At 39.0% G+C, this 26,523-nt stretch carries 28 protein-coding genes and 1 pseudogene; 9 read left to right on the forward strand and 20 right to left on the reverse strand.

Annotation, left to right across the window (positions count from 1 at the left end; all coding sequences use genetic code 11):
* Positions 1-185 precede the first annotated feature (185 nt).
* Together RCC89_03335 and RCC89_03340 are read right to left on the reverse strand one after the other, a co-directional pair.
* Entirely contained in the window at positions 186-872 is a 687-nt protein-coding gene (locus RCC89_03335) for an ATP-binding protein (GenBank protein ID WMJ72204.1), read from the reverse strand.
* Entirely contained in the window at positions 869-1,270 is a 402-nt protein-coding gene (locus tag RCC89_03340; protein ID WMJ72205.1) for a hypothetical protein, read from the reverse strand. Before RCC89_03340 ends, RCC89_03335 begins: the two co-directional genes overlap by 4 nt.
* Here RCC89_03340 and RCC89_03345 point away from each other — a divergent pair.
* Together RCC89_03345 and RCC89_03350 are read left to right on the forward strand one after the other, a co-directional pair.
* Positions 1,258-1,602, forward strand: coding sequence for a transposase (locus tag RCC89_03345; protein WMJ72206.1), 345 nt, complete (start codon positions 1,258-1,260; stop codon positions 1,600-1,602). The genes RCC89_03340 and RCC89_03345 overlap by 13 nt on opposite strands.
* Positions 1,586-2,146, forward strand: a complete 561-nt coding sequence (locus RCC89_03350) for a transposase (GenBank protein ID WMJ72207.1) — start codon at positions 1,586-1,588, stop codon at positions 2,144-2,146. The genes RCC89_03345 and RCC89_03350 overlap by 17 nt, the downstream gene beginning before the upstream one ends.
* A gap of 269 nt (positions 2,147-2,415) precedes the next feature.
* Here the strand turns inward: RCC89_03350 and RCC89_03355 are convergent, their stop codons facing one another.
* The 4 genes from RCC89_03355 to RCC89_03370 all read right to left on the reverse strand — a co-directional run bounded on the left by RCC89_03355 (position 2,416) and on the right by RCC89_03370 (position 4,986).
* Complete coding sequence (locus tag RCC89_03355) at positions 2,416-3,294, reverse strand: GIY-YIG nuclease family protein (GenBank protein WMJ72208.1); 879 nt, start codon at positions 3,292-3,294, stop codon at positions 2,416-2,418.
* Between the two features lie 176 nt (positions 3,295-3,470).
* Positions 3,471-4,106 carry a hypothetical protein gene (locus tag RCC89_03360; protein WMJ72209.1) on the reverse strand — a complete coding sequence of 212 codons (636 nt, stop codon included), beginning with the start codon at positions 4,104-4,106 and terminating at the stop codon, positions 3,471-3,473.
* 12 nt (positions 4,107-4,118) lie between these two features.
* Complete coding sequence (locus RCC89_03365; protein ID WMJ72210.1) at positions 4,119-4,394, reverse strand: hypothetical protein; 276 nt, start codon at positions 4,392-4,394, stop codon at positions 4,119-4,121.
* Positions 4,384-4,986 (reverse strand): restriction endonuclease FokI C-terminal domain-containing protein, encoded by a 603-nt coding sequence (locus RCC89_03370; protein ID WMJ72211.1) that lies wholly within the window; start codon positions 4,984-4,986, stop codon positions 4,384-4,386. The genes RCC89_03365 and RCC89_03370 overlap by 11 nt, the downstream gene beginning before the upstream one ends.
* Positions 4,987-5,101: 115 nt before the next feature.
* Here RCC89_03370 and istA point away from each other — a divergent pair, with 115 nt between their 5' ends.
* Together istA and istB are read left to right on the forward strand one after the other, a co-directional pair.
* Positions 5,102-6,652 carry an IS21 family transposase gene (gene istA / locus RCC89_03375; GenBank protein ID WMJ72212.1) on the forward strand — a complete coding sequence of 517 codons (1,551 nt, stop codon included), beginning with the start codon at positions 5,102-5,104 and terminating at the stop codon, positions 6,650-6,652.
* A gap of 27 nt (positions 6,653-6,679) precedes the next feature.
* Positions 6,680-7,414: an IS21-like element helper ATPase IstB gene (gene istB / locus RCC89_03380; GenBank protein ID WMJ72213.1), complete on the forward strand. Its 735-nt coding sequence runs from the start codon at positions 6,680-6,682 to the stop codon at positions 7,412-7,414.
* A gap of 37 nt (positions 7,415-7,451) precedes the next feature.
* On the opposite strand, the gene RCC89_03385 is transcribed toward istB, so the two are convergent.
* Genes RCC89_03385 through RCC89_03395 form a run of 3 tightly spaced genes read right to left on the reverse strand, consistent with a single transcriptional unit; the run spans position 7,452 to position 11,141 of the window.
* Positions 7,452-8,270 carry a hypothetical protein gene (locus tag RCC89_03385; protein WMJ72214.1) on the reverse strand — a complete coding sequence of 273 codons (819 nt, stop codon included), beginning with the start codon at positions 8,268-8,270 and terminating at the stop codon, positions 7,452-7,454.
* Between the two features lie 6 nt (positions 8,271-8,276).
* A complete protein-coding gene (locus tag RCC89_03390; GenBank protein ID WMJ72215.1) occupies positions 8,277-9,818 on the reverse strand; it encodes a hypothetical protein in 1,542 nt (513 codons plus the stop codon).
* 3 nt (positions 9,819-9,821) lie between these two features.
* Positions 9,822-11,141 carry a restriction endonuclease subunit S gene (locus tag RCC89_03395; GenBank protein ID WMJ72216.1) on the reverse strand — a complete coding sequence of 440 codons (1,320 nt, stop codon included), beginning with the start codon at positions 11,139-11,141 and terminating at the stop codon, positions 9,822-9,824.
* 142 nt (positions 11,142-11,283) lie between these two features.
* Here RCC89_03395 and RCC89_03400 point away from each other — a divergent pair, with 142 nt between their 5' ends.
* On the forward strand, positions 11,284-12,582 hold the full coding sequence (locus RCC89_03400) for an IS4 family transposase (protein ID WMJ75632.1): 1,299 nt from the start codon (positions 11,284-11,286) through the stop codon (positions 12,580-12,582).
* A gap of 13 nt (positions 12,583-12,595) precedes the next feature.
* Here RCC89_03400 and RCC89_03405 read toward each other — a convergent pair whose 3' ends face one another.
* The gene (locus tag RCC89_03405; protein WMJ72217.1) at positions 12,596-13,018 is read right to left on the reverse strand and encodes a zeta toxin family protein; all 423 of its coding nucleotides are present in this window, start codon (positions 13,016-13,018) and stop codon (positions 12,596-12,598) included.
* A gap of 608 nt (positions 13,019-13,626) precedes the next feature.
* Here RCC89_03405 and RCC89_03410 point away from each other — a divergent pair.
* Together RCC89_03410 and RCC89_03415 are read left to right on the forward strand one after the other, a co-directional pair.
* A complete protein-coding gene (locus RCC89_03410) occupies positions 13,627-14,184 on the forward strand; it encodes a tyrosine-type recombinase/integrase (protein WMJ75633.1) in 558 nt (185 codons plus the stop codon).
* A gap of 66 nt (positions 14,185-14,250) precedes the next feature.
* Positions 14,251-15,142, forward strand: a pseudogene (locus RCC89_03415) (IS91 family transposase).
* Between the two features lie 473 nt (positions 15,143-15,615).
* Here the strand turns inward: RCC89_03415 and RCC89_03420 are convergent.
* From RCC89_03420 to RCC89_03465, 10 genes are all read right to left on the reverse strand, one after another.
* Positions 15,616-16,734 (reverse strand): hypothetical protein, encoded by a 1,119-nt coding sequence (locus RCC89_03420; GenBank protein ID WMJ72218.1) that lies wholly within the window; start codon positions 16,732-16,734, stop codon positions 15,616-15,618.
* 141 nt (positions 16,735-16,875) lie between these two features.
* Positions 16,876-17,775: a hypothetical protein gene (locus RCC89_03425; protein WMJ72219.1), complete on the reverse strand. Its 900-nt coding sequence runs from the start codon at positions 17,773-17,775 to the stop codon at positions 16,876-16,878.
* Positions 17,776-17,958: 183 nt separating this feature from the next.
* Entirely contained in the window at positions 17,959-18,378 is a 420-nt protein-coding gene (locus RCC89_03430) for a thioredoxin family protein (GenBank protein WMJ75634.1), read from the reverse strand.
* A gap of 223 nt (positions 18,379-18,601) precedes the next feature.
* Positions 18,602-18,922, reverse strand: a complete 321-nt coding sequence (locus tag RCC89_03435; protein ID WMJ72220.1) for a hypothetical protein — start codon at positions 18,920-18,922, stop codon at positions 18,602-18,604.
* 81 nt (positions 18,923-19,003) lie between these two features.
* Positions 19,004-20,458, reverse strand: coding sequence for an IS66 family transposase (locus RCC89_03440; GenBank protein ID WMJ72221.1), 1,455 nt, complete (start codon positions 20,456-20,458; stop codon positions 19,004-19,006).
* Between the two features lie 56 nt (positions 20,459-20,514).
* Positions 20,515-20,874: an IS66 family insertion sequence element accessory protein TnpB gene (tnpB, locus tag RCC89_03445; protein WMJ72222.1), complete on the reverse strand. Its 360-nt coding sequence runs from the start codon at positions 20,872-20,874 to the stop codon at positions 20,515-20,517.
* 2 nt (positions 20,875-20,876) lie between these two features.
* Positions 20,877-21,176 (reverse strand): hypothetical protein, encoded by a 300-nt coding sequence (locus RCC89_03450; GenBank protein ID WMJ72223.1) that lies wholly within the window; start codon positions 21,174-21,176, stop codon positions 20,877-20,879.
* A gap of 38 nt (positions 21,177-21,214) precedes the next feature.
* Positions 21,215-21,991, reverse strand: coding sequence for an SMEK domain-containing protein (locus RCC89_03455; GenBank protein ID WMJ72224.1), 777 nt, complete (start codon positions 21,989-21,991; stop codon positions 21,215-21,217).
* A 166-nt stretch (positions 21,992-22,157) separates the two neighbouring features.
* A complete protein-coding gene (locus RCC89_03460) occupies positions 22,158-22,478 on the reverse strand; it encodes a helix-turn-helix transcriptional regulator (GenBank protein ID WMJ72225.1) in 321 nt (106 codons plus the stop codon).
* Complete coding sequence (locus RCC89_03465; protein WMJ72226.1) at positions 22,475-22,822, reverse strand: type II toxin-antitoxin system RelE/ParE family toxin; 348 nt, start codon at positions 22,820-22,822, stop codon at positions 22,475-22,477. Before RCC89_03465 ends, RCC89_03460 begins: the two co-directional genes overlap by 4 nt.
* A 688-nt stretch (positions 22,823-23,510) precedes the next feature.
* On the opposite strand from RCC89_03465, the gene ltrA (RCC89_03470) reads away from it, so the two are divergent.
* Entirely contained in the window at positions 23,511-24,791 is a 1,281-nt protein-coding gene (gene ltrA / locus RCC89_03470; GenBank protein WMJ72227.1) for a group II intron reverse transcriptase/maturase, read from the forward strand.
* Positions 24,792-25,359: 568 nt separating this feature from the next.
* Positions 25,360-26,517: a group II intron reverse transcriptase/maturase gene (gene ltrA, locus RCC89_03475; protein WMJ72228.1), complete on the forward strand. Its 1,158-nt coding sequence runs from the start codon at positions 25,360-25,362 to the stop codon at positions 26,515-26,517.
* Positions 26,518-26,523 lie beyond the last annotated feature (6 nt).

Genomic DNA, 26,523 nt, shown 5'->3' on the forward strand with positions numbered 1-26,523 from the left:
GATTTTTAGCGACGTGTCGGCTTGTAGGGTGGGCGAGACGCTCTTATATCATCTGAGGCGCACTCTGTCAGTTTTTAGCTGGCAGAGCCGTCTACACGATTGGCAGCTGGTGTTTTTGTTCATCGACCTTGCAACTAATGTCTGCCATATTATTTATGACGCAATTGACGCAATTATGACGCAATTCAATTTAGCGTGTAAAATGCTCCTGCTCCCTTTTGCCCACTTGGTTTTATCAGCTGTTTATCAATCAATTCTTTTAAGTCTCTTGTTGCCGTTTCTCTTGAAATCTCATTCAAAGCCTGATAATCGCTGTTGGTGATTTTCCCTTTTTCTTTCGTGTACAGCACTGCTTTTACTTGTCGCTCGTTTAGGTCAAGCGATTGCAGGTGTTTTTCATTGTAAATATCTTTTCTGAACTCTACCCAAAAACCTGAACTCTTGAAAAAGAATAAGGGTGAAGGAAGTCCATATTTAAAGCACTGTTCTGTCATTTTAGCAATGCCACGTCCCCAGGGTTCAATATATCCACTTCGAAAAAGTGCATTTGCAATGTCAGGATTAAATGGCTTTGAAGAGTGCTTGTCCAAAAGTGTTTCAACTGTCCAATTTTCAGGAAGTTGTCCTTCATTCCAAATCATTATTTTATCTTTGTAAACACTGATTTGAATAGGAGTCCCGCCTGAATAGTCCTTATGAGCAACAGCATTGAGTAATGCTTCTCTGATTGCATCTTTGGGGTATTCAAAGGTTTCCAAACGGTGAATACCTTCATAGCTTATCAATGCTTTGATGTATTTTGTAAAAAGCAATTCAGTTTTCTTCTCAATCTGTTCTAAAAGATTTCCATGAATTTCATCTTGAAACCTCAAATCGCTGTCAGATTCAAAATAGCCAATTTTAATGTATGCCCCGTAAAGAATTTTTCCGGGTTAGAATGAAATAGCAGAACTGCCGCACGTTTAAGAAATTTATCCTCTTTAAGCTGAAGATTATCAATTAGGTGGTCGTTGCTGTCAGATAGAGTTTCTTCATCAATTCTTTGGCTTCTTAAAGCTCGTTTGCGAAAAAAATCAAATGTCTCTTGTTTGAGGTCCTTTGTTGAAATATTCGGCACTGGAACTCCATCCCATCTTTTACCTTTCTTTTGCAACAAAAATTTGTCAAGCGCAGCACCTTTTAATTCCTGTTTAGTGCTTCCGCTTCGGTAATGATTTTGACCGGGAAGATTGGATCCGAAAACGGGAGGGGGAGCTTTTGCCCGTACCATATTTCCATGTGGTGTTCACCTTGCCAGATGCACTGAACGGTTTGGCAATGGGCAAGCCCAAGGAAGTGTATGACACACTGTTTGAGGCCGCCTGGGAAACAGTGGCCACTTTTGCCTCAGACCCTCAACACCTGGGGGCAAAGGCAGGTATGGTTTCGATCCTCCATACATGGGGGCAGACCTTGTCCCTGCACCCCCACCTGCACTGTATCGTCCCGGGGGGCGGGCTTACAAAACAGGGAAAGTGGAAAGCGGCAAAAGGAAAAAAGAAGTCAGGAAAACGCAAGGCCAAATACCTTTTTTCCGGTAAAGGCCATGAGCAAGGTGTTTAGGGCAAAATATGTCGAGAAGCTGAAACAAAAGATTCCGGACTTAAATAAAGCCCTAACAAACTCTCTTTTTGAAAAAGATTGGGTCATATATGCCAAACGTCCATTTGGGCATCCCAAAGCTGTCCTGGAATACCTCGGAAGGTACACCCACAAGATCGCCATAAGCAATCACCGCATCAGGGAAGTAGGAAAGGACACCGTCACGTTCGGGTATAAGGATTACCGGCAAGGCGCCAAAAAGCTTGAGATGGAACTTGATGCCATGGAGTTTATACGAAGGTTCTCTATGCATGTCCTGCCAAGAGGCTTTATGCGCATCAGGCATTATGGCATTTTGAGCAGCTCCTCCAAAAAGACAAGCATTCCGGAGATATTAGGACAACTGGAAAAAGGTATCACCAAAGCCAAGGAGGTACGAACCCTGGAAACCTACAACCCAAAAGTTTGCCCTTGTTGCAAAGAAGAAGCGTTGATCCCGATTGGTGTCATAAACAAAAGAGGCCCTCCTGTCTGGAAAAAGTCCCTGGACTATATAACCAATTAAAAACACAGCCACATTGGTGGCAATGGGAAAGGTATGCCTATACGGCAACAAAAACAGCTTTAAAAGGTCAAAAAATCGAAAATTGAGGCGGTAGATTTAACTTATAAACCCAAAACTGCGAAATCATAATTTGCAAAAAGCTGCATTGGCCCTCAATTCTAACCTACAGAAAACCCCAACCCAGAACAGCAATCCCCATAGCGTTACACCCGGTTTCGTACAACACTGGCTTCATTGTGGGCATTACATACCCAACGAAGCCTTAGTTGTTATACGGCGTTACTATTTTCTAATTCAACTGATTTTAAAATTCTTCCGTCATTAAGCTTCCATTCAGTCAATCCATTTGCGCTTCTACCCATTACTATTGCTGCAGCTGCCGACGGGCTAGTAAATAAATAATCCTTACTAAAAAACAATCTTCCATTGTTTTCTTTTATGATCCCATCATTGATTAAGCTCTCTCTTAAATTCCCCCAGTTCTTAGGGAAAGAGTTAGTGATAGTATTAGCAATTTCAGAATCTTTTAAAACAACAAATCCTTCATTAGTTCTTTGTCCTTTAGCATTTGCACCTCTTGCTGCTTCAATCAAAAATGTATTATTTTTTTGTTCTTCAATTGTTTGATTTACTTTTCTGATTTCTTCAAAAATCTTATACCCTAAAGTATTAACTAACAACCTAATATTTTCAATAAACTCCTCCATTTCAGCTTGATCGGACTCTGAAATATTAGGTCTTGTGGGAACATTGGTATTATCTAAATCATATCTGCTTACATCCAATGCAATTTCATACAATCTGCTTTCCAGATATTTTATATGTGCTTTATTTAAATTCTCATCTTTACTCACAAAAACAATTGCATCATTCCAGAAATCTTTTGAAGATAAATGTTGAATTAGTCTTTTGTAAATACACTCAGCTTCCCCTATATATGCTAAATCTTTGTTTTCAGATTTATCAGACCTTCCAAAAAGTATATATATTCCTGTAAACTCTAATTCTGGCCTATCAATTGAGTCCTTGATTTTTTTTCGAGGTATCCTAAAAGCCTTTCCAGTCCAATTTGACAACTCACATGTCATTCTACCATTGGGCTCTCCATCAATAAGGAATATTTTGATAGTTTTACCGAATTTTTTCATTGAATTTATTTAGATCGTACTAATATATCTAATGCCGTATAACGTTTATATATACCTTCGTAGGGGGATTTTAAAGCAGTTCCATGTCCACCGGCAGAAAAGAAAGATAAAGAGAAAACGCCTGACTTACAAGCTTCAGCCCCAGTATTGGTTACATAGTGTTAGGTGCCCGTACTTTATTTTTTTCTGTATTTAAAGATTTCGTTTTTTATTTCAGCGTTTGCCGAGTCCAATGAAGTAGTCCATTCATAGTATAATTCTTTATTCCTAAAATCTGAATTTAATTCACAGTAATATGGAAATGTTGCTTCACAAAAGATCTTAATTCTAAATTTATCCTTTTCATCATTAATCATATTTTCTATAATAATGGTCGGATTGTCATTCATATTATCTTCATAGTAAGCAACAAGATTATTCTCTAAGTCAAAATTTATAGTGAAAAAATAATTCTTAATTTCTTGATGGTTATTTTTCGGAAATATCCAGTATCCCCAACATGGTGAACCGCAAGAATAGCTAATTCCAATTAAACTGTCATTTTCCCATCGGAATGTTCCTTGTTTCCTAAAATCATCTTCTTGATAAACTATTTTTCGCTCATATTCTTCGCCTTTCCATATTAAAGAATCAACTAGGTCAAGTTCTCCATAAATAGTAATTCGTGTTCCCTTCGGAGTCAAGGTATCAAACAAAATTCTGGTATTTATATCTTGTTGTATTTGCTTCTCAAGTATATTATCCGACTGTTCGGAGTGAGAACAGGCAAAAAGTAAAGTTAAAATTATTATAACGGTTGCGGTTTCTTTCATCTTGTATGGCACCTAACGGTTTGCGTGTATGTGCAGTAGCGGATTAGAAGCACTTTCCTGTCCGTTTAGCACAAAGTTTCTTAAAAGCACAGACCTTCGATTTACCACTTCACCCGCTATTGCCACATACACGCTGTTAGGCAATCGTGCTTCTTTTTCGTCCGCTTGTTTGTCGGTCGTTTTGGTCGTGCGTTTGGAAAGACACACTCTTTGCCAAGCTTGGGTTTGAGCCTTGGCTGGTGCGGCTTGGCAATGTGTGTGGCTGTTGAGCGTTGGATTATACATCATCAAATTCTTGAATTATGTTTTGAGCTTCAACGGGATTTCCAAAACCTATTATGCTTTCAATAATTGTTGAGAGACCCAATCTGTCTTTTGTCTTATATGCCAAGAGATATAGCAATGCTTCAGATGTCAAAAGAATAAATCTTTTAATGTCAGTGTTCCATGTAATTTCATTTATAAAGCTATCAAAGTTGGACTTGAAAGAATTGCTCACGATAATGAACCCAATTTTTTTATATCCTTCCTTTTGAAGCTTTGGGCAATAATGATTGATATATTCTTTTATTGCTCTGTCATCAACACCTAAACTATATCCGTTTGTATAGGCCTTGGCATCAACAATAAATGCAGTATTCTCTTCTCTTAATCTTAAAATTGCATCTGGATTTCTACCACTACCTTGACCTAAGATTTCAACTTCAAAATCTAGTTGTTTAAAAATTTCGGCTACAAGTTTTTCATATTCACTCCCTTTAGATGAGGCTGACTTGTCTGTCTGATTTCCTAATTCAATTAACTTAGATACTTTGGGTATTAAGTAATCTGATAGCTTGTGGATAATTCGGAGATCATTGTGCCACCCATTTCGGGCCATGTTGTGCCACCCATTTCGGACGTCATTGTGCCAGTTTATAGCTAGCCCTTGAGCATTGTTTCGGAGATCATTGTGCCACTTTCCATAATACTTATTAGTCTTGCCATAAAAAGCAATGGCAGGTCAACGATTGGACATTATGGAAATACTTCAAATAATTCAATTAAAGAAAAAAGGAATGAGCAATCGTCAGATTGCCTCTGCCCTTGGAATTAGCCGCAATACGGTCAATTCCTATTTTAAAACCTTCAAAGAGCACCAGCTCAGCATTGAAGACCTTGAAGGGCTTACTGAGACTGATTTGGCCGACCTCTTCCCTAAAGCGGACTATAAAGATAGCACTCGCTACGAGCAGCTAATTAAATGCTTTCCTTATTTCCAAAAAGAGCTTAATAAGCCCGGCTGTACCTTGCAGGTACTTTGGCATGAATATCTCAGTAAACATGCTGATGGTTACCGCTATACACAATTTGTCACTTATTACAACCAGTGGAGCAATGCAAAGAATGGTAGTGGAATATTAATACATAAGGCAGCAGAGAAGCTTTATGTGGATTTTGCAGGTAAAAAACTCAGCTATGTTGACCGAAGCACCGGTGAAGTAAAAGGAGCTGAAGTATTCGTAGCAATCCTTCCCTGCAGTCAATATACCTATGTTCAGGCGGTTGAAAGTCAAAAAAGGGAAGATTTCATCTCCTGTCTCAATGGATGCTTGCAATGGCTTGGAGGAGTACCTAAAGCTATTGTGTCAGACAACTTGAAAGCGGCAGTTAGCAAAGGGCATAAATATGCTCCGGTGATTAATAAAACACTCAAATCACTCGCCTTGCACTATAAATGCGTAATAGACCCCACAAGGCCATATCATCCACAAGATAAAGCCCTGGTAGAAGGAGCTGTAAAGCTCGTTTATCAAAGGATTTATTACCCTTTATCAAAACACACCTTTTTTAGCCTCAAAGAGCTCAATGATGCCATTGCTGAACAATTAATTAGCTACAATGACAAATACTGTTTTCAAACCAGTAGGGTGACCCGAAAGCAGCGTTTTCAGGAAATCGAAAAGGAGTTCTTGGCTCCTTTGCCTTCGTCCCCATACCTGATAAAAAACTATAAAAGAGCTAAGGTTCAGAAGATTGGCCATGTCTTTTTAAGTGAAGACAGAAACTATTACAGTGTTCCTCACCGGTATATAGGTCAACATGTCGAAGTTCAATATGACGCTTGTAATGTTGAGGTATTCTTCAATAAAGAACGCGTTGCCTCCCATAGAAGAAGTTATAAGGCAGGCGGGTATAGCACTGTAAAAGAGCATCTACCTTCTAGCCATCAGGCTTATAACGATTGGAATCCGGAGTACTTTATCCAAAAAGCTGAAAAAGTCGGCAGGTATACCTGTGATTATATTACCAGGTTAATCAGCCAATACAATTATCCTGAGCTAGCCTATAAACAAGCACAAGGCATTTTGTCATTCTTGAAGGCTTACTCTGCAGAAAGACTAGAAAGTGCTTGTAAACGAGCCTTGCAGTACCATAAGGCCAGCTACAAGACTATTGATCGAATACTGAAAAACAACTTGGACCAAGAGGCAAATTTTACCTGCAACCTCCAAAGTAACACGCCTGACCATGATAATATCAGGGGAGCTTCTAACTACATATAAACTATTTAACATCAAAACAATACATAAATGAACCAACACAACACAGTAGAAAAACTTCGGCAGATGCAACTTTCGTCTATGGCAACCCTATATCATCAAGCCATAACCGAGAACCTGTATAAAGACATGAGCACGGATGAATTCATGACCTTGCTTGTTGATAATGAATGGGAAGAACGCCAAAGAAAAAAGATCGCCAGGCTAATCAAACTGGCCGGTTTTAGAACGGATGCTTCTGCAAACAATATTGATTACCAAAGCAATAGAAGCCTTGATAAAACTTTTTTACAGCGGCTCTTTACCTTAAACTTTATAAAGAACAAAGAGAACATCATTGCTACAGGCCCTACAGGTGTAGGAAAGAGTTACATCGCCCAAGCTATTGGAAATCATGCTTGTCAAATGTTATATAAAACCCGCTATTATATAGCCGCAAGGTTCTTTGATCAAGCTAAACTAGCCAAATTAAACGGTACATACATTAAGCTTTTGAATCAGTTGCATAAAACGCCTCTTTTAATCCTTGATGACTTTGGGCTACATGCAATGGATCAGTTTGATAGACAAATACTTTTAGATCTTATAGAAGAAAGGCATCAGAGAGCTTCTACCATATTTTGTTCTCAAATACCAGTAAGTAAATGGCATGAACTAATAGGTGAAGGAACCATTGCTGATGCTATTTTAGACCGTGTTGTCTACTCCTCTCACAGGTTAGACTTGCAAGGTGAATCATTGCGTAAAAAACAAAACTTGAACTAGAGAAATTATATTCGTAATCTTGTACTGGAAAGTGGCACTATATCCTCCGAAATAACTGGCACCATATCACCGAAATAACCAGCTTGAAAGAAGGATTTATTGTAATAATAGTTTCTTCCTCAATATCCGCTATTTTTGGTTCTTTCTTTTTTGCTACTGGTTTGTTGGGATTCCCTTTGAAGTTCCAAAAAGCATGTTCTGCATCCCAATTCGATATTTCCTTTTTGGTGTAATCCTTTAGATGTTTTTTTATCTCTTGGTTAAGTTGATAGAAATAGTAGTATGATTCTTTTTGGCTAGACTTTTCCTCCCATATCTCGAGTTCAATGTATGCGTTAATCAAAGAAGTATAAAGTATCGGCCATGATGAATGATCTTGAATCTGCCAGAAGTAGGATAGAAAGTAACCTACTGATCCAGGATTTGGAGCTTTACGTTTGTCTTTTGCCTTATTAAAGATAGTTAAACAGTAATTCTCAAGAGTGTCAATTTTTTCAAGAGCATTGTTTAAATTGGATGGCTTTAAAATACACTCTTTTAAAATCTTGGTTAGTTTGTCAATTTGTGTTTCACTGTATTTGACTAATTGATTAAAAAACATTTGACCCTTCGTTGCAGTGAAACCCCAAAGATTGTTTCGTTTGTTAAAACTATCAATATTCGTTTTGAATTCGAAAATATTTACAGTCCCAACTTGAAACTGCTCTACAATTGATTTTAATTCTACAATTGCTTTAAGTCTGGATTCATCAATATTGGGTAATTCGTTACCTTTTGTGTCTAAAACACGTTTTTCAGTTTTGATATAATTATCCCATATCGCCTCAATTTTGTTTACTTTATCTTTATCAATCATAATTACTTAATTTATTTGCTTTAGACCGTAGAATTTTACGATATTCTCTTTCAGTTTTTCGGCCAAAAGTTCTGTTTGATCAAAACGGATTTGTTTAATGCTCCTTAGATTAAAACCAACTATTTTATCTTGTTCTTCTTGCACAGATTCATCAAGTATTAAAATGAAATTGTTATTGATCTGACCAATTGCTTTATCTCTACCCATAATGAAACCAATTTCATGATAAACATTAGGACGAGCGTATGTCAAGTTCCCAATGAGCATACCACAATTAGAAATCATATTAAGAATACGTTCGTTAATATCATATGATGTACCATCTTCAAACCAATCTACTCTTTCAGCCTTTATCTTAATTTTCAGTTTATATTCTGTGTTTATTTCTGTGCAAACCCGATCAATAATTCTAAAGTGATTCTCAGTGACAGGTTTTCCGAATGGCATTGATACAAATATCTTTCTGCTTTTTGATTTTATTATCTTGTCAAATACTTTGGTTAAGTCTTTTGGGTTTAAATAATCAATTTCGGTAATGTGATTAGTGAGAACCCATTGATAGAAACTTGGAATTACAACATCATTGTCTTGTCGAAGTTGGAAGAACAAAAAAGCAGCGAGTAGGCCATCATTCTTTGAGTTCTTTAAACTACTAGTCTTGCTATAAAGAGCATTTACGTCTGTTAATGCATGTTTAAATCTTTTGATTGAATTCTCACTATCAGTTAGGATTTTCTCCTCAATCAAAAACTTGAATAACTTTAAAAAAGTACTTGCATATTCATCTTCTTTCCCTGATAATGATTTAAAAGAATTGTGCACGCTATCCAATAAATCAAAGTCTATGTTTCGATACAGTTTTCTTGCGAAATAGTAGTGTTGCCCAAACGAAGCACTTTCCTTTAAAGTATCATCTGGATATGCCTTGGAGTTTTCAAGAATGAGCCTTGTACTATGTTCTAGTCCAACTGGGATTGACTTTGAATTGATGTTGTGAAAAATGACTCGACTATAATCTGATTTCTCTGAGGTTCTTCTAAATAGAATAATGCAAAACGGGGTGTTGATGTCCTTAAAATGTGGTTCTGCATTAGTTGCGCTTATTCTATGGTTCCCATCAATGCGAGTAAATGGTTTGGGATCTTTATTTTTAAACGCTGAATCAGGAACACTAACGGTAACTCTCCTGAAAAAATCGTACACTCGAGTGTCTTCTTTTTTCTTGGTTTTATTGGTACTGCATTGAATAGAGAAGTTTTTGAATTTCAGTTTAAAGTTTTCACCTAAACCAAATTTCTCGTAAAGTTCTTTTACTGAATCATTTTCATCAAGCGAATCAACAAGCTCAGCACCAAGGATAACTTCTGGGAAAAATAAAAACTTGCTATCATTCAAGAAATCAACCACTTCTTGTTTATGTGTCTTGATTAAATTTCTTTGGAAGCTTTCATCAAAATCGGAAACATCATGCAATTCTCCCAACTTTGCAAAACCTCTTATACAAAGAAAATTACCTAATGATGTATCTAATACTCCTCTTAATTCCATAGGCTAAGGTTTTAATATCATTTCCTCAACTTGAAGTCTAACATTTTCAAGAACTGCATTCGCCTCCTGTGCTAAACGTTGTGCTTCATACCTTCTGCGGTTCGCTTCGAGTCCAATTTCTATTTGTTTTTCTATTGGCGGCAGGACAATAGATTGACCTAAATATTCTCCCATAATCAAGTTACGGATACCATTAGTTTGACTCTGCATGATTTCTGTAATCTTAATATTATGTATGGTTTTCAAAAAGCAGAATAAATACTCAGGCGAAACCTTGCTTTCATCTACTCTGATTTTGTGAATGAAATTGCTAAAACAAATAGTGTTGTTACTACAGATATCTTCAGTTAATAATGCGATTCGACCAACAGGCTGATCAGGGCTACCCCCTGATTTTTCTATGAGTAGGTCATTTGACTGAATGTCCAGTTTCTTAAGTTTGTCATTTTTGATTAGTCTGAATTTCACTCTGTCATTCTCTAGTTTGAGGTTATAGAGGTTGTCAAATTCAGTTGCTCTGATAACTAAGCATTTTGAATAATCATCTTCTTTTACCGTAGAATTTTCATCAAGTCCCCAATCGCCAGCAATTGATTGAATAAGTAATTGCTTTAAAGGGCTTTTTGGAAATTTTGACTTTTCGATTGATTTGAAAAGATTTTGGGAATGTGTGTCAAATAGTTTTGGGTCAAAGCGTTTTCCTGACACTTTTTGAAACGAAGTAGTAAACATTCTGGCCTCAATGCTGACATCCTTCTCAGGTAAAACAATTCCAAGTTCTTTTAAGAGATATTTGTCAATTCCATCAATCAAAGATTTAGCTTCTAAGAGCTTCTTTGATTTTAATGCTCGAGCATCATTAATAATATTTACAACATCATATATTATATTTTCAGATGGCACAGGGATTAAAAGTTTAGCAAAAACATCGGGGTCTAACCTTCTTCTTCCTGTTGATCCAGTGGTTTTGCCTTTGACTTGATTATAAACATAATCCGTTAAAAACATGAAGAACAAGTATTGTGGATCAATAGAAGGGGTTTCTACAACGTAAAACTCTGTTGATGTAAATGCAAATGAATGGCCATGTAGGTCTTTCGCTTCAATATATTTCTTATTGAACACGCTGGGTTCAATTCTCGCAAAAAGAATATCATTAGGATAGATAACACTTCTTCCCGCGACTTCTTTGTATGGCCGCATTACAACTTCAACAATTTCATGTGAGTGCTCATCAGTTTGAGGTAAACCCACATATGGCACAAGCTTATCAGGATCAAACTTTGGTCTAGGTCTTGTTGGATTAACTACTGCAATATCCAATGTCGTTTAGTTAAGCTTTTCTTGTTGTATTGGTAAGATATTTTTTTGTAAATTGTGAGGGTATATAGGGACTAATAAAAACTCTGACTATAGAGAAGAACTAACCAAACATATCAGCCATGAGATTAACTGTAAAGAGTTCATTAGCCGTGTTAAAGACGGCTGTGAAAGGGTATTCTCTAGACAAAGAAAGCTGGATATCAGGAAGTTAATTGTTTTTATCATGTCTTTTAAGTCAGCATTGCAACGTGATCTTGACAGATTTTACAAAGCAATGTCCAATAGCGATTTTAATATTCGCGAGGTTACTAAAAGCGCCCTTTCTCAGTCCAGATCCAAGCTAAATCCATGGGCATTTGTTAGGTTGAACGAAATAAGTGTGGATTTTTTCTACAAAAAGGCCTCCTATTACACATGGCATGGCATGCGTACTCTTGCTGTTGATGGCACCCGTCTTCAACTTCCAAATCATCCCACAGTAAAAGAAGAATTTGGGGAATATATGTTTGGGCCTAAAGCAAGCACTCCTCGCTCTATGGCAATGGGTTCTATGCTTTATGATGTACTTAATCACATAACTCTCGATGCAGAAATAGCACCTTATGCTTCAAGCGAAAGAGATTTGCTTGTACAGCACCTTAAAAAAGTTGAAAAGGGCGATTTGCTCCTTCTGGACAGGGGATATCCTTGTTTTTGGTTGTTTTTTCTGCTTAAAGCCAAGGGGGTAGAGTTTTGCATAAGGCTTGAGAATGAATGGTGGAAAGAAGTTGAAAGTCTGATGGCCAGCCCTGAACAGGAACGCATAGTGAAGTTTCGGCTCCCTAAAAAAGACCATGGTAAACTGAGTGAATACCCGGAAATTATCAGTCAAGAAATAGACTGCAGGCTTATAAAAGTAAAGCTTGAAACAGGTGAGACAGAAATACTTTGTACTTCCCTGACAGATTTAAAAAAATACGATATTGAGGAGTTTAAGCGGCTTTATCATTATCGGTGGAATGAGGAAGAGTGCTATAAATTACTGAAAAGTCGTCTTGATCTGGAATCTTTTTCTGGAAAAACGGCAAAGGCTGTACGTCAGGATTTTCATGCCAAAGTTTTCCTTTTAACACTATGTGCAGCATATTGCCATCCTATTGAAGCTAAAGTCCTGGCTGAATATGAGGAGGAGCAAAAGGAACAGGAACAAAAGGAAGAGGAACAGAAAGAAGAGAAAGGAAAAAAGAAGCGAAAATACCGGCAAAAACCTAATAAGACAAATGCTTTAGCAAACTTAATGGACATGCTTATCCCAATTTTCCTTAAAAGAAAATACCGAAAAGCCGTTAAAGCATTTGATGATATTGTCTCCAGAACCAAAGAAGTTGTAAGGCCAGACAGAAAAGTAGATCGACCTAAAAAAATAAAAAAACCACACTCGATGAACTATAAAAAACTGTGACCATTATCACTAACTAAACGACATTGCCTTTGTTATACCTTCTCCTTATAACTTGCTCAGGAATATTATGTCCTCCCTCTCTAACCCGTTCTTTTACTCTTTCTATTGCAAGTTCCTGAGAGTTGAGCCAAAAGTACAACAAGGTCACCTCATATCCACTTTCTTTTGCCCGTTTTACAGTATTAACGTAACTTCTGGTAGATAAAGTTGTCTCAAAGGCAAAATCAGCTTTAATTCTCATCAAATCATCAATCCTCTCCAACATAATCCTTCCGGCTTCTAAAGAAACTTTTTCTGGCTGAAATGGAGAAAGTCCTTTTGCAATTTCATCTGCATTTACAAATTCCTTACAATTAAGTATTTCAGGAAGTATATTATAGGAAGCAGTTGTTTTTCCTGCTCCGTTACATCCAGAAATTATATAAAGATTTGGCATTCAGCTGTTATTTTTGACTAAAGTACGATTTTTTCTGCATAGGGCATAACGTCAGGCTATGAGAGGCCGCAGTTTATGTACGCCAACCTCGAAGCCTTGTAAAGCTTAAATATAACGATTAACAGGGAAAAGTCAACGATCCCTGCGGTCTCTTATAGCTATTGTTGTACTAAACCTACGGTAGTTTTTGAAAGCAGCGAATAAAGGTTAACTTTTTATCAAAGTAAATTTTCACTTTAAATTAATTACCATGAAAAAAAAAGCCAACCATTATTCAAACCGCATGTTCTAAGGTAGCAGGTTTTCAGGAATTTTATGACAAGTTTCGCAAAAAAATAACTGTCGCCGGGAAGAGTCAAAGTACCGTCAACAATTACACCCGGCACCTTGCCAAAATTGCCCTCCACTTTGACCAAGTTCCCACAGAAGTAGACCCCGACCAGATCAACGACTACCTCTTCCTGGTTAAAGAGCAGCACGAAAGCCCATCGGAAACCTATTTTAAATTTACCGTTTATGCCCTCCGCTATGCTTACCGGATAGAAGGGCTCAAAGACAAACGCATCGAGCTACCGTCTATCAAAAAGGACAAAAGGCTACCTGTCGTACTGAGCCGTGAAGAAGTAAAACGGCTACTGTGCACTCCAAAGCTGCTCAAGCACCGGGTCCTTATCGGACTGCTGTATGGCTGTGGGCTGAGATGTTTTGAAGCACGGGGCATCAAACTGCCAGACCTGGACTTTGACCGAAAAGCGCTCCTTGTACATGGCAAAGGCAACAAAGACCGATATGTCCCCCTCAGCGATATGCTCATCAGAGGCCTAAAAACTTATATTGATGCCGAGCGGCCCGAAGAATGGCTTTTTAACGGAAAACCCGAAGGCTGTGCAGGTGGAGACTTTGACGGCAGGTATTCACAGCGCGGTGTCCAGTGGGCCATAAGACAGGCTGCCAAAGATGCAGGCATTGAAAAAGCGGTAAACGTACACACCCTGCGGCATACTTACGCTACGCACCTTTTGGAGGAAGGGCTCAACATCATGACCATTAAAGACCTCCTCGGCCATGCATGTGTCCAGACAACCATGGTCTACCTCCATGTCGCCCAGTCCGGCAGGCAAAAACCGTTCAGCCCGCTTGACTCTTTATACCCCTCTAAGCAATGAGGGCGCAACATGAAGTGGCCCATGTCCTGAAAAAAACATTGGCCAAAAGTGGAAAGCCACCCCAACATAAACAGGTGGCAGCTCCGCACTTTAGGTGCCCTTATGCGCTGCCGTACCAATGCCATGGGCGGGCATATATATGCCTGTAAAGCATGTGGCGTGGAACGGATCAGCTATAACAGTTGCAGGAACCGTCATTGCCCAAAGTGCCAGGGCAAGAACCGGGAAGATTGGATCCGGAAACGGGAGGCGGAGCTTTTGCCCGTACCATATTTCCATATGGTGTTCACCTTGCCAGATACACTGAACGGTTTGGCAATGGGCAAGCCTAAGGAAGTGTATGACACACTGTTTGAGGCCGCCTGGGAAACAGTGGCCACTTTTGCCTCAGACCCTCAACACCTGGGGGCAAAGGCAGGTATGGTTTCGATCCTCCATACATGGGGGCAGACCTTGTCCCTGCACCCCCACCTGCACTGTATCGTCCCGGGGGGCGGGCTTACAAAACAGGGAAAGTGGAAAGCGGCAAAAGGAAAAAAGAAGTCAGGAAAACGCAAGGCCAAATACCTTTTTTCCGGTAAAGGCCATGAGCAAGGTGTTTAGGGCAAAATATGTTGAAAAGCTGAAATATAAGATCCCGGATTTAGACAAAGCTTTGGCAAACTCCCTTTTTGAAAAAGATTGGGTCATATATGCCAAACGTCCATTTGGGCATCCCAAAGCTGTCCTGGAATACCTCGGAAGGTACACCCACAAGATCGCCATAAGCAATCACCGCATCAGGGAAGTAGGAAAGGACACCGTCACGTTCGGGTATAAGGATTACCGGCAAGGCGCCAAAAAGCTTGAGATGGAACTTGGTGCCATGGAGTTTATACGAAGGTTCTCTATGCATGTCCTGCCAAGAGGCTTTATGCGCATCAGGCATTATGGCATTTTGAGCAGCTCCTCCAAAAAGACAAGCATTCCGGAAATATTAGGGCAACTGGAAAAAGATATCAACAAAGCCCAGGAGGTACGAACCCTGGAAACCTACAACCCAAAAGTTTGCCCTTGTTGCAAAGAAGAAGCGTTGATCCCGATTGGTGTCATAAACAAAAGAGGCCCTCCTGACTGGAAAAAGTCCCTGGACTATATAACCAATTAAAAAAACAGCCACATAGGTGGCAATGGGAAAGGTATGCCTATACGTCAATAAAAACAGCTTTAAAAGGTCCAAAAAAAGCAAATTGAGGCAGTAAATTTAACTTATAGACCCAAAACTGCGAAATCTTAATTTGCAAAAAGCTGCATTGGCCCTCAATTCTAACCTACAGAAAACCCCAACCCAGAACAGCAATCCCCATAGCGTTACCCCCGGTTTCGTACAACACTGGCTTCATTGTGGGCATTACATACCCAACGAAGCCTTAGTTGTTGTGAGCTGTATTATTAATGATTTTTTAGTCTATCAATTTCATTACTAAGAGAAGGTTTAATATTTGGCCTTTTCTTCAGTTTATCTTTTATTACATTGAAACAATCATCAAAGTTAGATAAATCATTATCTGTAAAAGTAATTGTAGTAATTCCAAAATTTTCAAAATACTTGTTTCTTTTAGACATTTTCTTTCCCCACTTCTCTTTTAATTCTTTATTGACCAATACTTGCTTTTCTTTTAACTTCTCCACTGCCATATGACTTGATGCTGGGCTTATTTCAAATCCAATAAATTCTTCAGTATGGGGATTTAATATTGTAAAATCTAATCTATGTTCATGATGACGCTCTAGCCCAGCATATCGGAACTCTGGAATTAAGAAAGGTTCGTTACTTATATCATTTGAAGATTTTAAATATTCAATATATTTTTCACAGATTTGTTGTTCATACTGTGATTTAGATAATCTTTTGAGAACGCTAAGATAAAATGTATAGAAATCACTTAGTTCTTTGAATACAGTAGGACTATTAGATGAAGGGTCAATTAAGCCTGTACTCATCACATGACCTATAGTCCAGTAATTATATTTAACTCTTCTAATTTCACTTTTGTCATTAGTCCAATCATCTAGCCTTCTCACCGGAGCAATAATTAAACCATAGGTTAATTGATAACCAAACCAAATTGACCACAGATTTTCATCTGGTTTTAATCTTACCCTTTGGTCTAAATGTTTATAGAAATTTCGCTCTAGAAATTTACTAGCATAAGTAAAAACAGTTTCATCCTGAAGTAACCTGACATTCCTAAAAGAAGCCTTTGCATTATAATCCATAGTTGGATTATATTTTAAATGATTTTTTTTATCCTCATCAAATGCATCATTTAAGCCTTTAATCCATTGTGCAAAAAAATCATCACTACTTGCAAACTGGGTTCGAACACTATCCACATATGTATTGTTCTTACCACCTACAATCCCGTTAAGCTTATGCATTTCTACATTTTCATTAAGAATAATACTTGCCCTTCTTAATGCATGTGGTAAAATTTCTTTTATTTCTTTTGTTAGGTCATCTTGAAGGTCTTTAAGCAACCTTTCTTTTTCATTCAATTTTTTTGGCATATTTTTACTGATATAGCTCACAACGTTGATATATGCCTCGGTGGGGGATTTCAAAGCAGTTAATTATCCACCGATACCAAAGTAAGATAATGAGAAACAGCCTGACTTACAATACCCGCCCCCACTGAGGTATATATACTGTTATGCGGACGGCTTTATTTTCTGTTCGTTATTCATCTTCTCATGATTTGGAATAAAAATATCTACACTTCCAAATGAGAGTTTGTTGAAATAATTTGGGTTTTCAATATTATGCGTATTTGTCAAAAGTAATGGCAAAATAGCTACAAGTCCAATTATTACCGTTACACTATGTTTCGGATATTTTGCGATTACAAAAAGCAGCAATGCTGCACCAACTGCAAGCCCTATCTTTTCCCCATCAGAAAGTTTTATTGAGGAAATAAGTTCTGCGGTTTTTTGAAAATTTTCATGTTGAACTTCCTTTTTACTGTTCTCAAATTCTGCTGGCGCAATAAATCCACTGTAAACCCCAAAAAAAATGTCACTACTTGAAATATCGTTGCCAACAATAAGTGCACGAGGCATTAATAATTTTTTATTTCCGATAATATGAGGCAAAGAACTTTCTCGTTTGTCCTGCTTAGATGTTTCAGTTTTTAGGCTGGGGTATGTCAAGGAGTTCAAAAAATTTTTTCCCTTAACTGGGTGTGTATGAAATTTTACAGGAAGATAACCTTGTGAAAAAAGTTCGTTTAAGGCTTGATTTAATTGTATTCTGTCAGACAAATAGGCGTTTGATTTATTTCGGCCATCATTTCTCGGATTATCTTCAATAGCATTTCTAATGTAGCTTACTTTGTCAATAATGAGAATAAATTCTTCATTTTTTCTAGTTGGCTTCGCCCATAGAACACCACCTATTTCTTCGTCTGTTTTATAGTTTCTTTTTAAGTCAGACACAATTTCTTCATTTACTCGAAATCTGCATGGCGTACTCAAATGAAATAGTTCATCGTCATCAACAGTCCTTGTTTCTAGGAAACCTGCGTTTTTATATTCTATTAGTTTTTGTTCCATTCTAATTCAGGTATATATTGGGTAGTGTCTTTATTCTAGCTGCCGCCTAACGGTTTGCAGCTACAAGAAGTTGGCGATTTCGAAGCACTTCACTGTCAAACAAGCACAAACTTTGATAGAATCACAAAGCTTGATTTGAACACTGAATCGCCACTTTTGGGTAGCTGCTGTTAGCGTGTCGTTTTATTCTTTTCTCTTTATAAATTTCAATAAGTCATTTTTATCTTCTGTAAAATTGATTGTCGAAACAAGCTTTTTATCTTCAGTTAAGATTGCGAAATGTGGTTGATGCCCGGTTTTAGTTAATTCTATCTGTAACTGACTATTCAATTTTCCGATAGTTCTTAACGTGTCTTTGGAAAATTCGCTTTGTTTCCAGAGCTCTTGTTCTGCTGGTGTCCGGTCATCAACCATTAAAGTAATGAAAATATATTCTTCAAGTATTGCATCCTTAATTTTTGAATTTTCATTTATCATTTCTTCCATTTTTCGACAATTGACGCAAGCTATACTGGAAAAATAAAGCAATACGGTCTTGTTTTCCTGTTTTGCTTTTTCAAGTGTTTTATTTAAATCGAAATTTTCATAGCCTATAAATGAAATGTTCTTTTCAACACTAGTTTTACAACTTGATAATTACACTGCTAAAGTCAGTATAAATATTGTTTGCTTCATTGTCTTTTTAAATGCACGCTAACGTTAAGTATAAAAAACGGGCAGCGGTTTTAAAAGCAGTAACTATCCATGAAACCGCAGCCAGAGAAAAGAACTAAAGGCTCCGCTACCACCAAACCCGCTGCTCTTTTTTATATATTGTTGTCGGTAGCTATTTTAACCTTAATCTTTTATTGTTATCTAAATAATGGGTAAACTTGGATTTAAATTCATCATCTTTATTAAAAATCCCAGGGTATCCATACACAATTTCTTCATAAGGCATACCGTCTTTAGCATATTCCACAAAAAGAGTTGGAATTGCATTATAAGGATCAGGTTCCATATCGTAGTCTACAATATAGTCATATGGAATTCTAAGGAATGGGTTAATAATAATTTTTTTGTAATTAGCATTATTTATTCTGTCATCTCCGTTCCTATCTAACAAGTCCCAATTCCCATCTTTGTCTATTATTGCTTCCTGACCCATTGATATTAATTCTAATCCATTGTCATAAAAATCCCAACATTCTCCTTTAAACGTAAGCCTTCGGGCAAGTGCATGTTGATTTTATAATTTTACCCACTTCCCGGGTAGCAGTTCTTCCAGCCTGTTTACCGGGTGATTGTCTATTCTTTCCAGAACATCTTTCATCCATTCCAATGGGTTTACACCGTTGATTTTGCAGCTTGCCACAAGCGAGTATATTTGGGCGGCTCTCTGGGCAGCATCATGTGAACCGGCAAACAGATAATTTTTCCTTCCTATGGCTACTGGCCTTATTGAGTTTTCCACCAGATTGTTATCTATCTCCAGCTTGCCATCCTCAAGATATATGGAGAGCCTTTCCCATCTGCTCAAGGAGTATTCGAGCGCCTTTCCAATAGGACTCCTAGGGGCAATATTAGGGTACAGGTTTTTCATCCATTCTTCCAGGTCGTCCAATGTTGTTTTTGCATCAAGCCTTGATTCCTTTCTTTCTTCAAAAGACATCCCGGCCTCCCTTGCTTTACGCTCAATATCATATAACTTCTGAAATTCTTTCAAGGCATGTTCTGCATTTTCTTTGTCATTGTCCAATGCTTTCTCAAACATCCTTCTGGCATGTGCCATACAATGGAACAATGTTATGCCCTTGATGTTGGCAAACATATCATATACGTTATACCCGTCACATTGCAGGTATCCCTGAAAACCCTTCAGTATATCTGATGGCCCTTCGCTCCCGCGCCCGGGACGATAGTCGAACAGCACCTGTTTCCCGACAGGGTCATAATATACCCAGTAATACCCCCGGTGGATTTTACTTTTTTTATCCTTGTCGAGAACTTTTATGGGTGTCTCGTCTGCCATCAGGTAACCGGCTTGCAGTGTCCTCTTTTTATGCAGTTCGTATAAGATTTTAAGCTTGTTTACCCCTTGTTTTACCCAGTCTGACATTGTGGAAGAAGGAAAATTAAGGCCTTCTCTCTTAAATATCTGTATCTGGCGGTATAAAGGAAGGTGGTCAACATACTTGCTGACAACAAGGAAAGCGACAAGGCTTGCTCCGGCTATCCCTTTCTCTATCGCCCTGTATGGCAATTCTCCAATGGCAACACCCTCCCCTTCAGGTTTTGCGTATTTCGGGCGTACAATTTTGCGCACATGAAACTTTCCGGTGGTATATTCAAGAACCTCTGTCACCTCTTCCCCAATTTTTTTCATGCCTGAGGTATCTTCTTCAGGCTCAACAATCTCTTCCACCCTTGGTACATGTGCCGGTATAGGGAGGCGGCCCGGGTGCTTGCGGGCTGTTTCTTTTTTGACACGCTTAAACCTGACGACCTCCTCTTTTTCAGGGGCAGTTGCCTGCTCTTCACCAAGTCCCAGGTTTAACTGTTCCGGTGCGGACGAAGGCACAAAACGCTCGCTTTTGGTGCCATATATGAGGCGCTTCAGCTCTTTGAGCTCAAACTTCAAAAGTGCGATCTCGGACATCGCCTCCTCATATTTTTCTTTATAGTCTATACCTTCGGCAAGCATGTTGCAAAGATAAATAATATACCTATGTAGGTGGTATTAGGAAAAAAAGAATAAGTTTAAAGATTTCCAGGACTTTTATATCTTTTGCGGTGCCTGACCGACTCAAGGGAAATCCCTTGTAAGACCAGTTGCAATACCGAGGCGGATATTTCAGATTTGGTCACATTTTTGCAATGGACAGGTATTTCATAAGTCCCTCTTTCAAGGCGTTTGTGATACATACTGAAACCGTCGCCTTCCCATAAAAGGAGCTTGACATGGTTTCGGTTTCGGTTCAGGAAAATAAAAATGTCCCCGTTCATGGGGTTTTCGTTAAGTTTGCTCCTTACAATACCTGATAGGCTGTCAAACCCTTTCCGCATGTCGGTTTTGCCCGAATAGAGAAAGTACCTGCACTGGTGAGACAATGAAAGCATGGCTAGCTGACTAATTGTTTAACAAATGATGGATCTGCCATGCCGTGGAATATGACCTTGGCACCGGAAGGAAAGACAACTTCCATGTTGCCGGCCGCAGGGTTAATTTCATCAGGGCTGCTTACTTTCAGAGGGACAAATCCGGTACCGGGCTCCTCTGTTCTATATTTGCCGCACCAATAGATGAATTTTTGATAATTGATGTTCTGCCGAAGGCTAAATTCTTTTTTACTGATACCGCTTTGTTGCCAGAGCTGATAAAGCTCACGCATCTGGTCAGATACTTTTGTGTTTGTTGCCATTATTTTGCTGTTATAGTTTGTAATGCAAACTTATGGCGTTATTTTTTGGGAATAAAGATGTACTTGGCCGTAGGTATACCTTTAAACCAAGTACTCATTTCTCCATATTTCGATTCCTTAGCATCTGGCCATGTATTATCATCTACTGACCTTATTATAATATTGTGATATTTAAATCTTATATATGGCTCATAGATGGCTCGTCTCCATAACGGTTTATCTAATTCTTCTAGTAAATCTTTTTTTAATCTTTTCTTTAAGGTAAGATTGCGTTTAACTCTTACTGCATTTGATTTGGACTTTAATATTGTTTTGGAGAGATGTTGTTGCTCTAATACAACCCTTATCTGTTCTATTTTCTTTGTTGGAAGTTTATTAATGAACATTAATAAATCTTTAAAGTCTATAATATGCTTGCCTTCATCAAAAATAAAATCTTCTTTACTTATAAATTTTTTATATCTTTTTTGTTTATTCCCCAAGATTAACAAAAATAGTTCATCATATTTTGCTTCTAACTTGTTTTCAAAAAACTTATTGAGTGTTTCTTGTATTTTAACAGAACTATTAGTAGAGGTAACTTGAACAGCTATTTTATTATAATCATCTGCTAAATCTATTGCTGGGTAGTTCTTAAAAGAAGAATTAATATTTGCAAGTTGATAATCAAAAATTGAATTTAAAATCTCACATATAGAAGATTCAGAAAACAAATTAGCATCATATAAACTCAGTGAATTTAAATTTTGGATTTGAACTTGCCACCTTGCAAATTCATTAGATATAGCTTTTAACTCAAATTCCCGTTTATTCATATTTTTAGTTACCGACAACGTTCCGTGTAACCGATGCTGGGGATTTTAAAAGCAGTTCCTTATCCACCGGCAGAAAGAAAGATAGAGAGAAAACGCCTGACTTACAAGCTTCAGCCCCCAGTATTGGTTACACATTGTTCTCGGCTGGTTTTATTATTCTTCCAGTTCAGGCAATGTCCATTTTTTGATTTAACAATTCCACGTTAAAGCTGATTTTAGCATTTAGAGCTTTAAATACCTTTATTATTGTTTCAAATCGGGCATCGGTCAAGCTATTTTCTAATTTTGAAATTTGAGCTTTTTTAACTCCTACAAGTTCTCCTAATTGTTCCTGAGTCAAATTTCTTTCTTTTCTTGCTTTTTTAATCGCTTCCCCAATTAAATCAAGTTGTAATTCATACTCAAATGCCTCACGTTTAGGAGTCCCTCTTTCCCCAATATGTTTATCTGTTATCTCTTCAAGGGTATATTTTTTTATTTTTTTCATTTTAAATTATCTTTTTGTTCAAAGTATAATTTTCTAATCCGTTCAGCTTTATCAAGGTCTCCCGAGGGAGTTTTGCCTGTTTTTTTTATAAGTCCATGCGTTGAAATCACAACAGTGCTGGACTTATCTGACTTATCCCAGAAAGCAAAAAGTCTGTAATATGTCTTCTTATACAATGTTCTGAATTCCCAGATTTCGCCCGAAAGTTTCTTAAAAAGCTCATTATCATTTATTATTTGAGCTTTCCGGATGTTAAAGATTATCTTTTCCCTTGCTTTATCATCCAAACTATCAAGAAATTCCGCAGCCTCTTCCAGAAACTCTACTTTAAATTTCTGTTCCAATTATTTAACGTTTGTACGAAGGTAAAAGTTTCTTAATAAGGAAACAATTGTTTGGGTGGGATTTTTTTATTCTAACTTGCCGAGAACGTGGAGTATAACCGAGGCTGGGCACTTTTGAAGCAGTTCCTATCCGCCGGCAGAAAGAAAGATAGAGAAAAAAACGTTGAACTACAACGACCGCGCCCAGTCTTGGTTATACAATGTGTGCGCCCAGTATGGGCATCAGGTATCGAAGATACCATATTATTCCAGAGGGTGCAAGTCCCTTACAGGCGAGTTGGTGAAGCCTGTTAGCAAGTGGCAAGGTGGTTTACCGTGAGGTATGCACTGAAGAAAGCCAAACGGCAAAATCCGGTACTGACGAACAGGTTCGGTATACAGAGGCCAGTCGAGAAGGGTAAGCAAGCACATCTTTGCAAAGCCCCTGACCAACAATTCTCAACTGGTAGATACCGCAGGAATCGGAGGAAGGAATATGCCCTTACCTGGGGAGGTCTCTCAGATTACGTGTTAATCAGGGAGAAGTCAGTCCCGATAGCTATCGGGATCGTAGTAGTTGTTTAGAAACGAGCCGTAAGAGCTACGGAGGTCTCACAGGATGATGAAGGACGAACGCTGAATCGTATCTGAATTCGGTCAGGAATGCGCCATGGCGGATAGCCTGTCCTTAAACAGACAAAGGAAAACTATGATAGAAAAAGTATTACAGCCTAAAAACCTGACCAGAGCATTGCAAAGAGTAATCAGCAATAAAGGGGCAGCAGGTATAGACAACATGACGGTAAAGGACCTGAAAGCTTTCGCTGACGAGAACCGCACCGCCATTGCCAGCTCTATACTGAACAGGACGTATATACCCAAACCTGTCAAAGGGGTAGAAATACCCAAAGGTAAAGGGAAAACCAGAATGCTTGGAGTCCCGACAGTAACAGACCGGTGGCTGCAACAAGCCGTAGGACGTCAGCTGGCTGCAAAATTCGAGCTGGATTTTGAAGAGTCCAGCTATGGTTTCCGGCCAAAGAAGAACCTTCATCAGGCAGTCCGCAAAGCACTGAAATACATCAATGATGGATATCAGGACATTGTGGACATAGACCTGAAAAGCTTTTTCGATGAGGTAAGCCACTGTAAACTGTTACAGCTTATTTACAACAAGATGAAATGCCCTGACACCCTGTGGTTGATCCGAAAGTGGTTACGTGTGCCGATCCTGATAGACGGGAAACTCCATAAACGGAGAAAAGGAGTGCCACAGGGCAGCCCGCTGAGTCCGCTTCTGTCCAATATTTTTCTGGATGAACTGGATAAAGAACTCAAGAAAATGGGCGTCCGGTATGTGCGCTATGCAGATGATTTCAGTATCTATACAAAATCAAAAGCAGAAGCAAAAAGGATTGGTAACAAGGTTTACCTTTTCCTGAAAGACAAACTGGAACTCCCAATCAACAGAGAGAAAAGCGGGATACGCAGGCCTTCAACCTTCACCCTGCTGGGTCATGGTTTTGTACCAACCTATCAGAGAGGAGAAAAAGGCAAATATCAGCTTGTAGTAAAGAAAGAAAGTTGGGGAAACCTGAAACGCGAACTCAAATGGCTCACCAAAAAGACCAGCCCGTGCAGTCTGGAAAACCGGTTACGAAAGCTTAAAGAAGTGTGGAAAGGATGGGTGAACAACTACCGTCTGGCAAGTATTCACGGAAAACTGAAAGCACTTGATGAATGGTTGAGAAACCGGTTGAGATACTGCATATGGCATGACTGGAAGAAGCCGGAGAGGAAACGAAAGAACCTTATCAGACTGGGAGTTGAACAAGGGATGGCATATGCCTGGAGCAGGACGAGAATGGGAGGCTGGGCTGTAGCTCAAAGTCCTATTCTTAAAACTACTATTACCTTGTCAAGGCTCAGAAGAAGAGGCTACGAGTCAATGTTGGATTATTACCTGAAATACCGTCCCCAGATTCAGTGAACCGCCGTATACGAGACCCGTACGTACGGTGGTGTGAGAGGCGCACTCTGCCAGTTTTCTAGCTGGCAGAGCCGTCTACTCGATGTGCGCCCAGTATGGGCATCAGGTATCGAAGATACCATATTATTCCAGAGGGTGCAAGTCCCTTACAGGCGAGTTGGTGAAGCCTGTTAGCAAGTGGCAAGGTGGTTTACCGTGAGGTATGCACTGAAGAAAGCCAAACGGCAAAATCCGGTACTGACGAACAGGTTCGGTATACAGAGGCCAGTCGAGAAGGGTAAGCAAGCACATCTTTGCAAAGCCCCTGACCAACAATTCTCAACTGGTAGATACCGCAGGAATCGGAGGAAGGAATATGCCCTTACCTGGGGAGGTCTCTCAGATTACGTGTTAATCAGGGAGAAGTCAGTCCCGATAGCTATCGGGATCGTAGTAGTTGTTTAGAAACGAGCCGTAAGAGCTACGGAGGTCTCACAGGATGATGAAGGACGAACGCTGAATCGTATCTGAATTCGGTCAGGAATGCGCCATGGCGGATAGCCTGTCCTTAAACAGACAAAGGAAAACTATGATAGAAAAAGTATTACAGCCTAAAAACCTGACCAGAGCATTGCAAAGAGTAATCAGCAATAAAGGGGCAGCAGGTATAGACAACATGACGGTAAAGGACCTGAAAGCTTTCGCTGACGAGAACCGCACCGCCATTGCCAGCTCTATACTGAACAGGACGTATATACCCAAACCTGTCAAAGGGGTAGAAATACCCAAAGGTAAAGGGAAAACCAGAATGCTTGGAGTCCCGACAGTAACAGACCGGTGGCTGCAACAAGCCGTAGGACGTCAGCTGGCTGCAAAATTCGAGCTGGATTTTGAAGAGTCCAGCTATGGTTTCCGGCCAAAGAAGAACCTTCATCAGGCAGTCCGCAAAGCACTGAAATACATCAATGATGGATATCAGGACATTGTGGACATAGACCTGAAAAGCTTTTTCGATGAGGTAAGCCACTGTAAACTGTTACAGCTTATTTACAACAAGATGAAATGCCCTGACACCCTGTGGTTGATCCGAAAGTGGTTACGTGTGCCGATCCTGATAGACGGGAAACTCCATAAACGGAGAAAAGGGGTGCCACAGGGCAGCCCGCTGAGTCCGCTTCTGTCCAATATTTTTCTGGATGAACTGGATAAAGAACTCAAGAAAATGGGCGTCCGGTATGTGCGCTATGCAGATGATTTCAGTATTTACACAAAATCAAAAGCAGAAGCAAAAAGGATTGGTAACAAGGTTTACCTTTTCCTGAAAGACAAACTGGAACTCCCAATCAACAGAGAGAAAAGCGGGATACGCAGGCCTTCAACCTTCACCCTGCTGGGTCATGGTTTTGTACCAACCTATCAGAGAGGAGAAAAAGGCAAATATCAGCTTGTAGTAAAGAAAGAAAGTTGGGGAAACCTGAAACGCGAACTCAAATGGCTCACCAAAAAGACCAAACCGTGCAGTCTGGAAAACCGGTTACGAAAGCTTAAAGAAGTGTGGAAAGGATGGGTGAACAACTACCGTCTGGCAAGTATTCACGGAAAACTGAAAGCACTTGATGAATGGTTGAGAAACCGGTTGAGATACTGCATATGGTATGACTGGAAGAAGCCGGAGAGGAAACGAAAGAACCTTATCAGACTGGGAGTTGAACAAGGGATGGCATATGCCTGGAAGGGCGGAACGTGAAGAAAA

This window comes from Cytophagaceae bacterium ABcell3, from assembly GCA_030913385.1.
Classification (GTDB): domain Bacteria; phylum Bacteroidota; class Bacteroidia; order Cytophagales; family Cytophagaceae; genus ABcell3.

Excerpts from the sequence above, each read along its gene's own strand:
- RCC89_03420 (WMJ72218.1), bottom strand. The coding sequence starts at position 16,734 with ATGCCAAAAAAATTGAATGAAAAAGAAAGGTTGCTTAAAGACCTTCAA.
- RCC89_03360 (WMJ72209.1), bottom strand. The coding sequence starts at position 4,106 with ATGAAAGAAACCGCAACCGTTATAATAATTTTAACTTTACTTTTTGCC.
- ltrA (WMJ72227.1), top strand. The coding sequence starts at position 23,511 with ATGATAGAAAAAGTATTACAGCCTAAAAACCTGACCAGAGCATTGCAA.
- RCC89_03385 (WMJ72214.1), bottom strand. The coding sequence starts at position 8,270 with ATGATTGATAAAGATAAAGTAAACAAAATTGAGGCGATATGGGATAAT.
- RCC89_03450 (WMJ72223.1), bottom strand. The coding sequence starts at position 21,176 with ATGGCAACAAACACAAAAGTATCTGACCAGATGCGTGAGCTTTATCAG.
- RCC89_03370 (WMJ72211.1), bottom strand. The coding sequence starts at position 4,986 with ATGGCCCGAAATGGGTGGCACAATGATCTCCGAATTATCCACAAGCTA.
- RCC89_03460 (WMJ72225.1), bottom strand. The coding sequence starts at position 22,478 with ATGAAAAAAATAAAAAAATATACCCTTGAAGAGATAACAGATAAACAT.
- RCC89_03350 (WMJ72207.1), top strand. The coding sequence starts at position 1,586 with ATGAGCAAGGTGTTTAGGGCAAAATATGTCGAGAAGCTGAAACAAAAG.
- tnpB (WMJ72222.1), bottom strand. The coding sequence starts at position 20,874 with ATGCTTTCATTGTCTCACCAGTGCAGGTACTTTCTCTATTCGGGCAAA.
- RCC89_03455 (WMJ72224.1), bottom strand. The coding sequence starts at position 21,991 with ATGAATAAACGGGAATTTGAGTTAAAAGCTATATCTAATGAATTTGCA.
- RCC89_03355 (WMJ72208.1), bottom strand. The coding sequence starts at position 3,294 with ATGAAAAAATTCGGTAAAACTATCAAAATATTCCTTATTGATGGAGAG.
- RCC89_03435 (WMJ72220.1), bottom strand. The coding sequence starts at position 18,922 with ATGGGTCAGGAAGCAATAATAGACAAAGATGGGAATTGGGACTTGTTA.
- RCC89_03440 (WMJ72221.1), bottom strand. The coding sequence starts at position 20,458 with ATGCTTGCCGAAGGTATAGACTATAAAGAAAAATATGAGGAGGCGATG.
- RCC89_03365 (WMJ72210.1), bottom strand. The coding sequence starts at position 4,394 with ATGATGTATAATCCAACGCTCAACAGCCACACACATTGCCAAGCCGCA.
- RCC89_03340 (WMJ72205.1), bottom strand. The coding sequence starts at position 1,270 with ATGGTACGGGCAAAAGCTCCCCCTCCCGTTTTCGGATCCAATCTTCCC.
- RCC89_03405 (WMJ72217.1), bottom strand. The coding sequence starts at position 13,018 with ATGCCAAATCTTTATATAATTTCTGGATGTAACGGAGCAGGAAAAACA.
- RCC89_03425 (WMJ72219.1), bottom strand. The coding sequence starts at position 17,775 with ATGGAACAAAAACTAATAGAATATAAAAACGCAGGTTTCCTAGAAACA.
- ltrA (WMJ72228.1), top strand. The coding sequence starts at position 25,360 with ATGATAGAAAAAGTATTACAGCCTAAAAACCTGACCAGAGCATTGCAA.
- istB (WMJ72213.1), top strand. The coding sequence starts at position 6,680 with ATGAACCAACACAACACAGTAGAAAAACTTCGGCAGATGCAACTTTCG.
- istA (WMJ72212.1), top strand. The coding sequence starts at position 5,102 with ATGGCAGGTCAACGATTGGACATTATGGAAATACTTCAAATAATTCAA.
- RCC89_03390 (WMJ72215.1), bottom strand. The coding sequence starts at position 9,818 with ATGGAATTAAGAGGAGTATTAGATACATCATTAGGTAATTTTCTTTGT.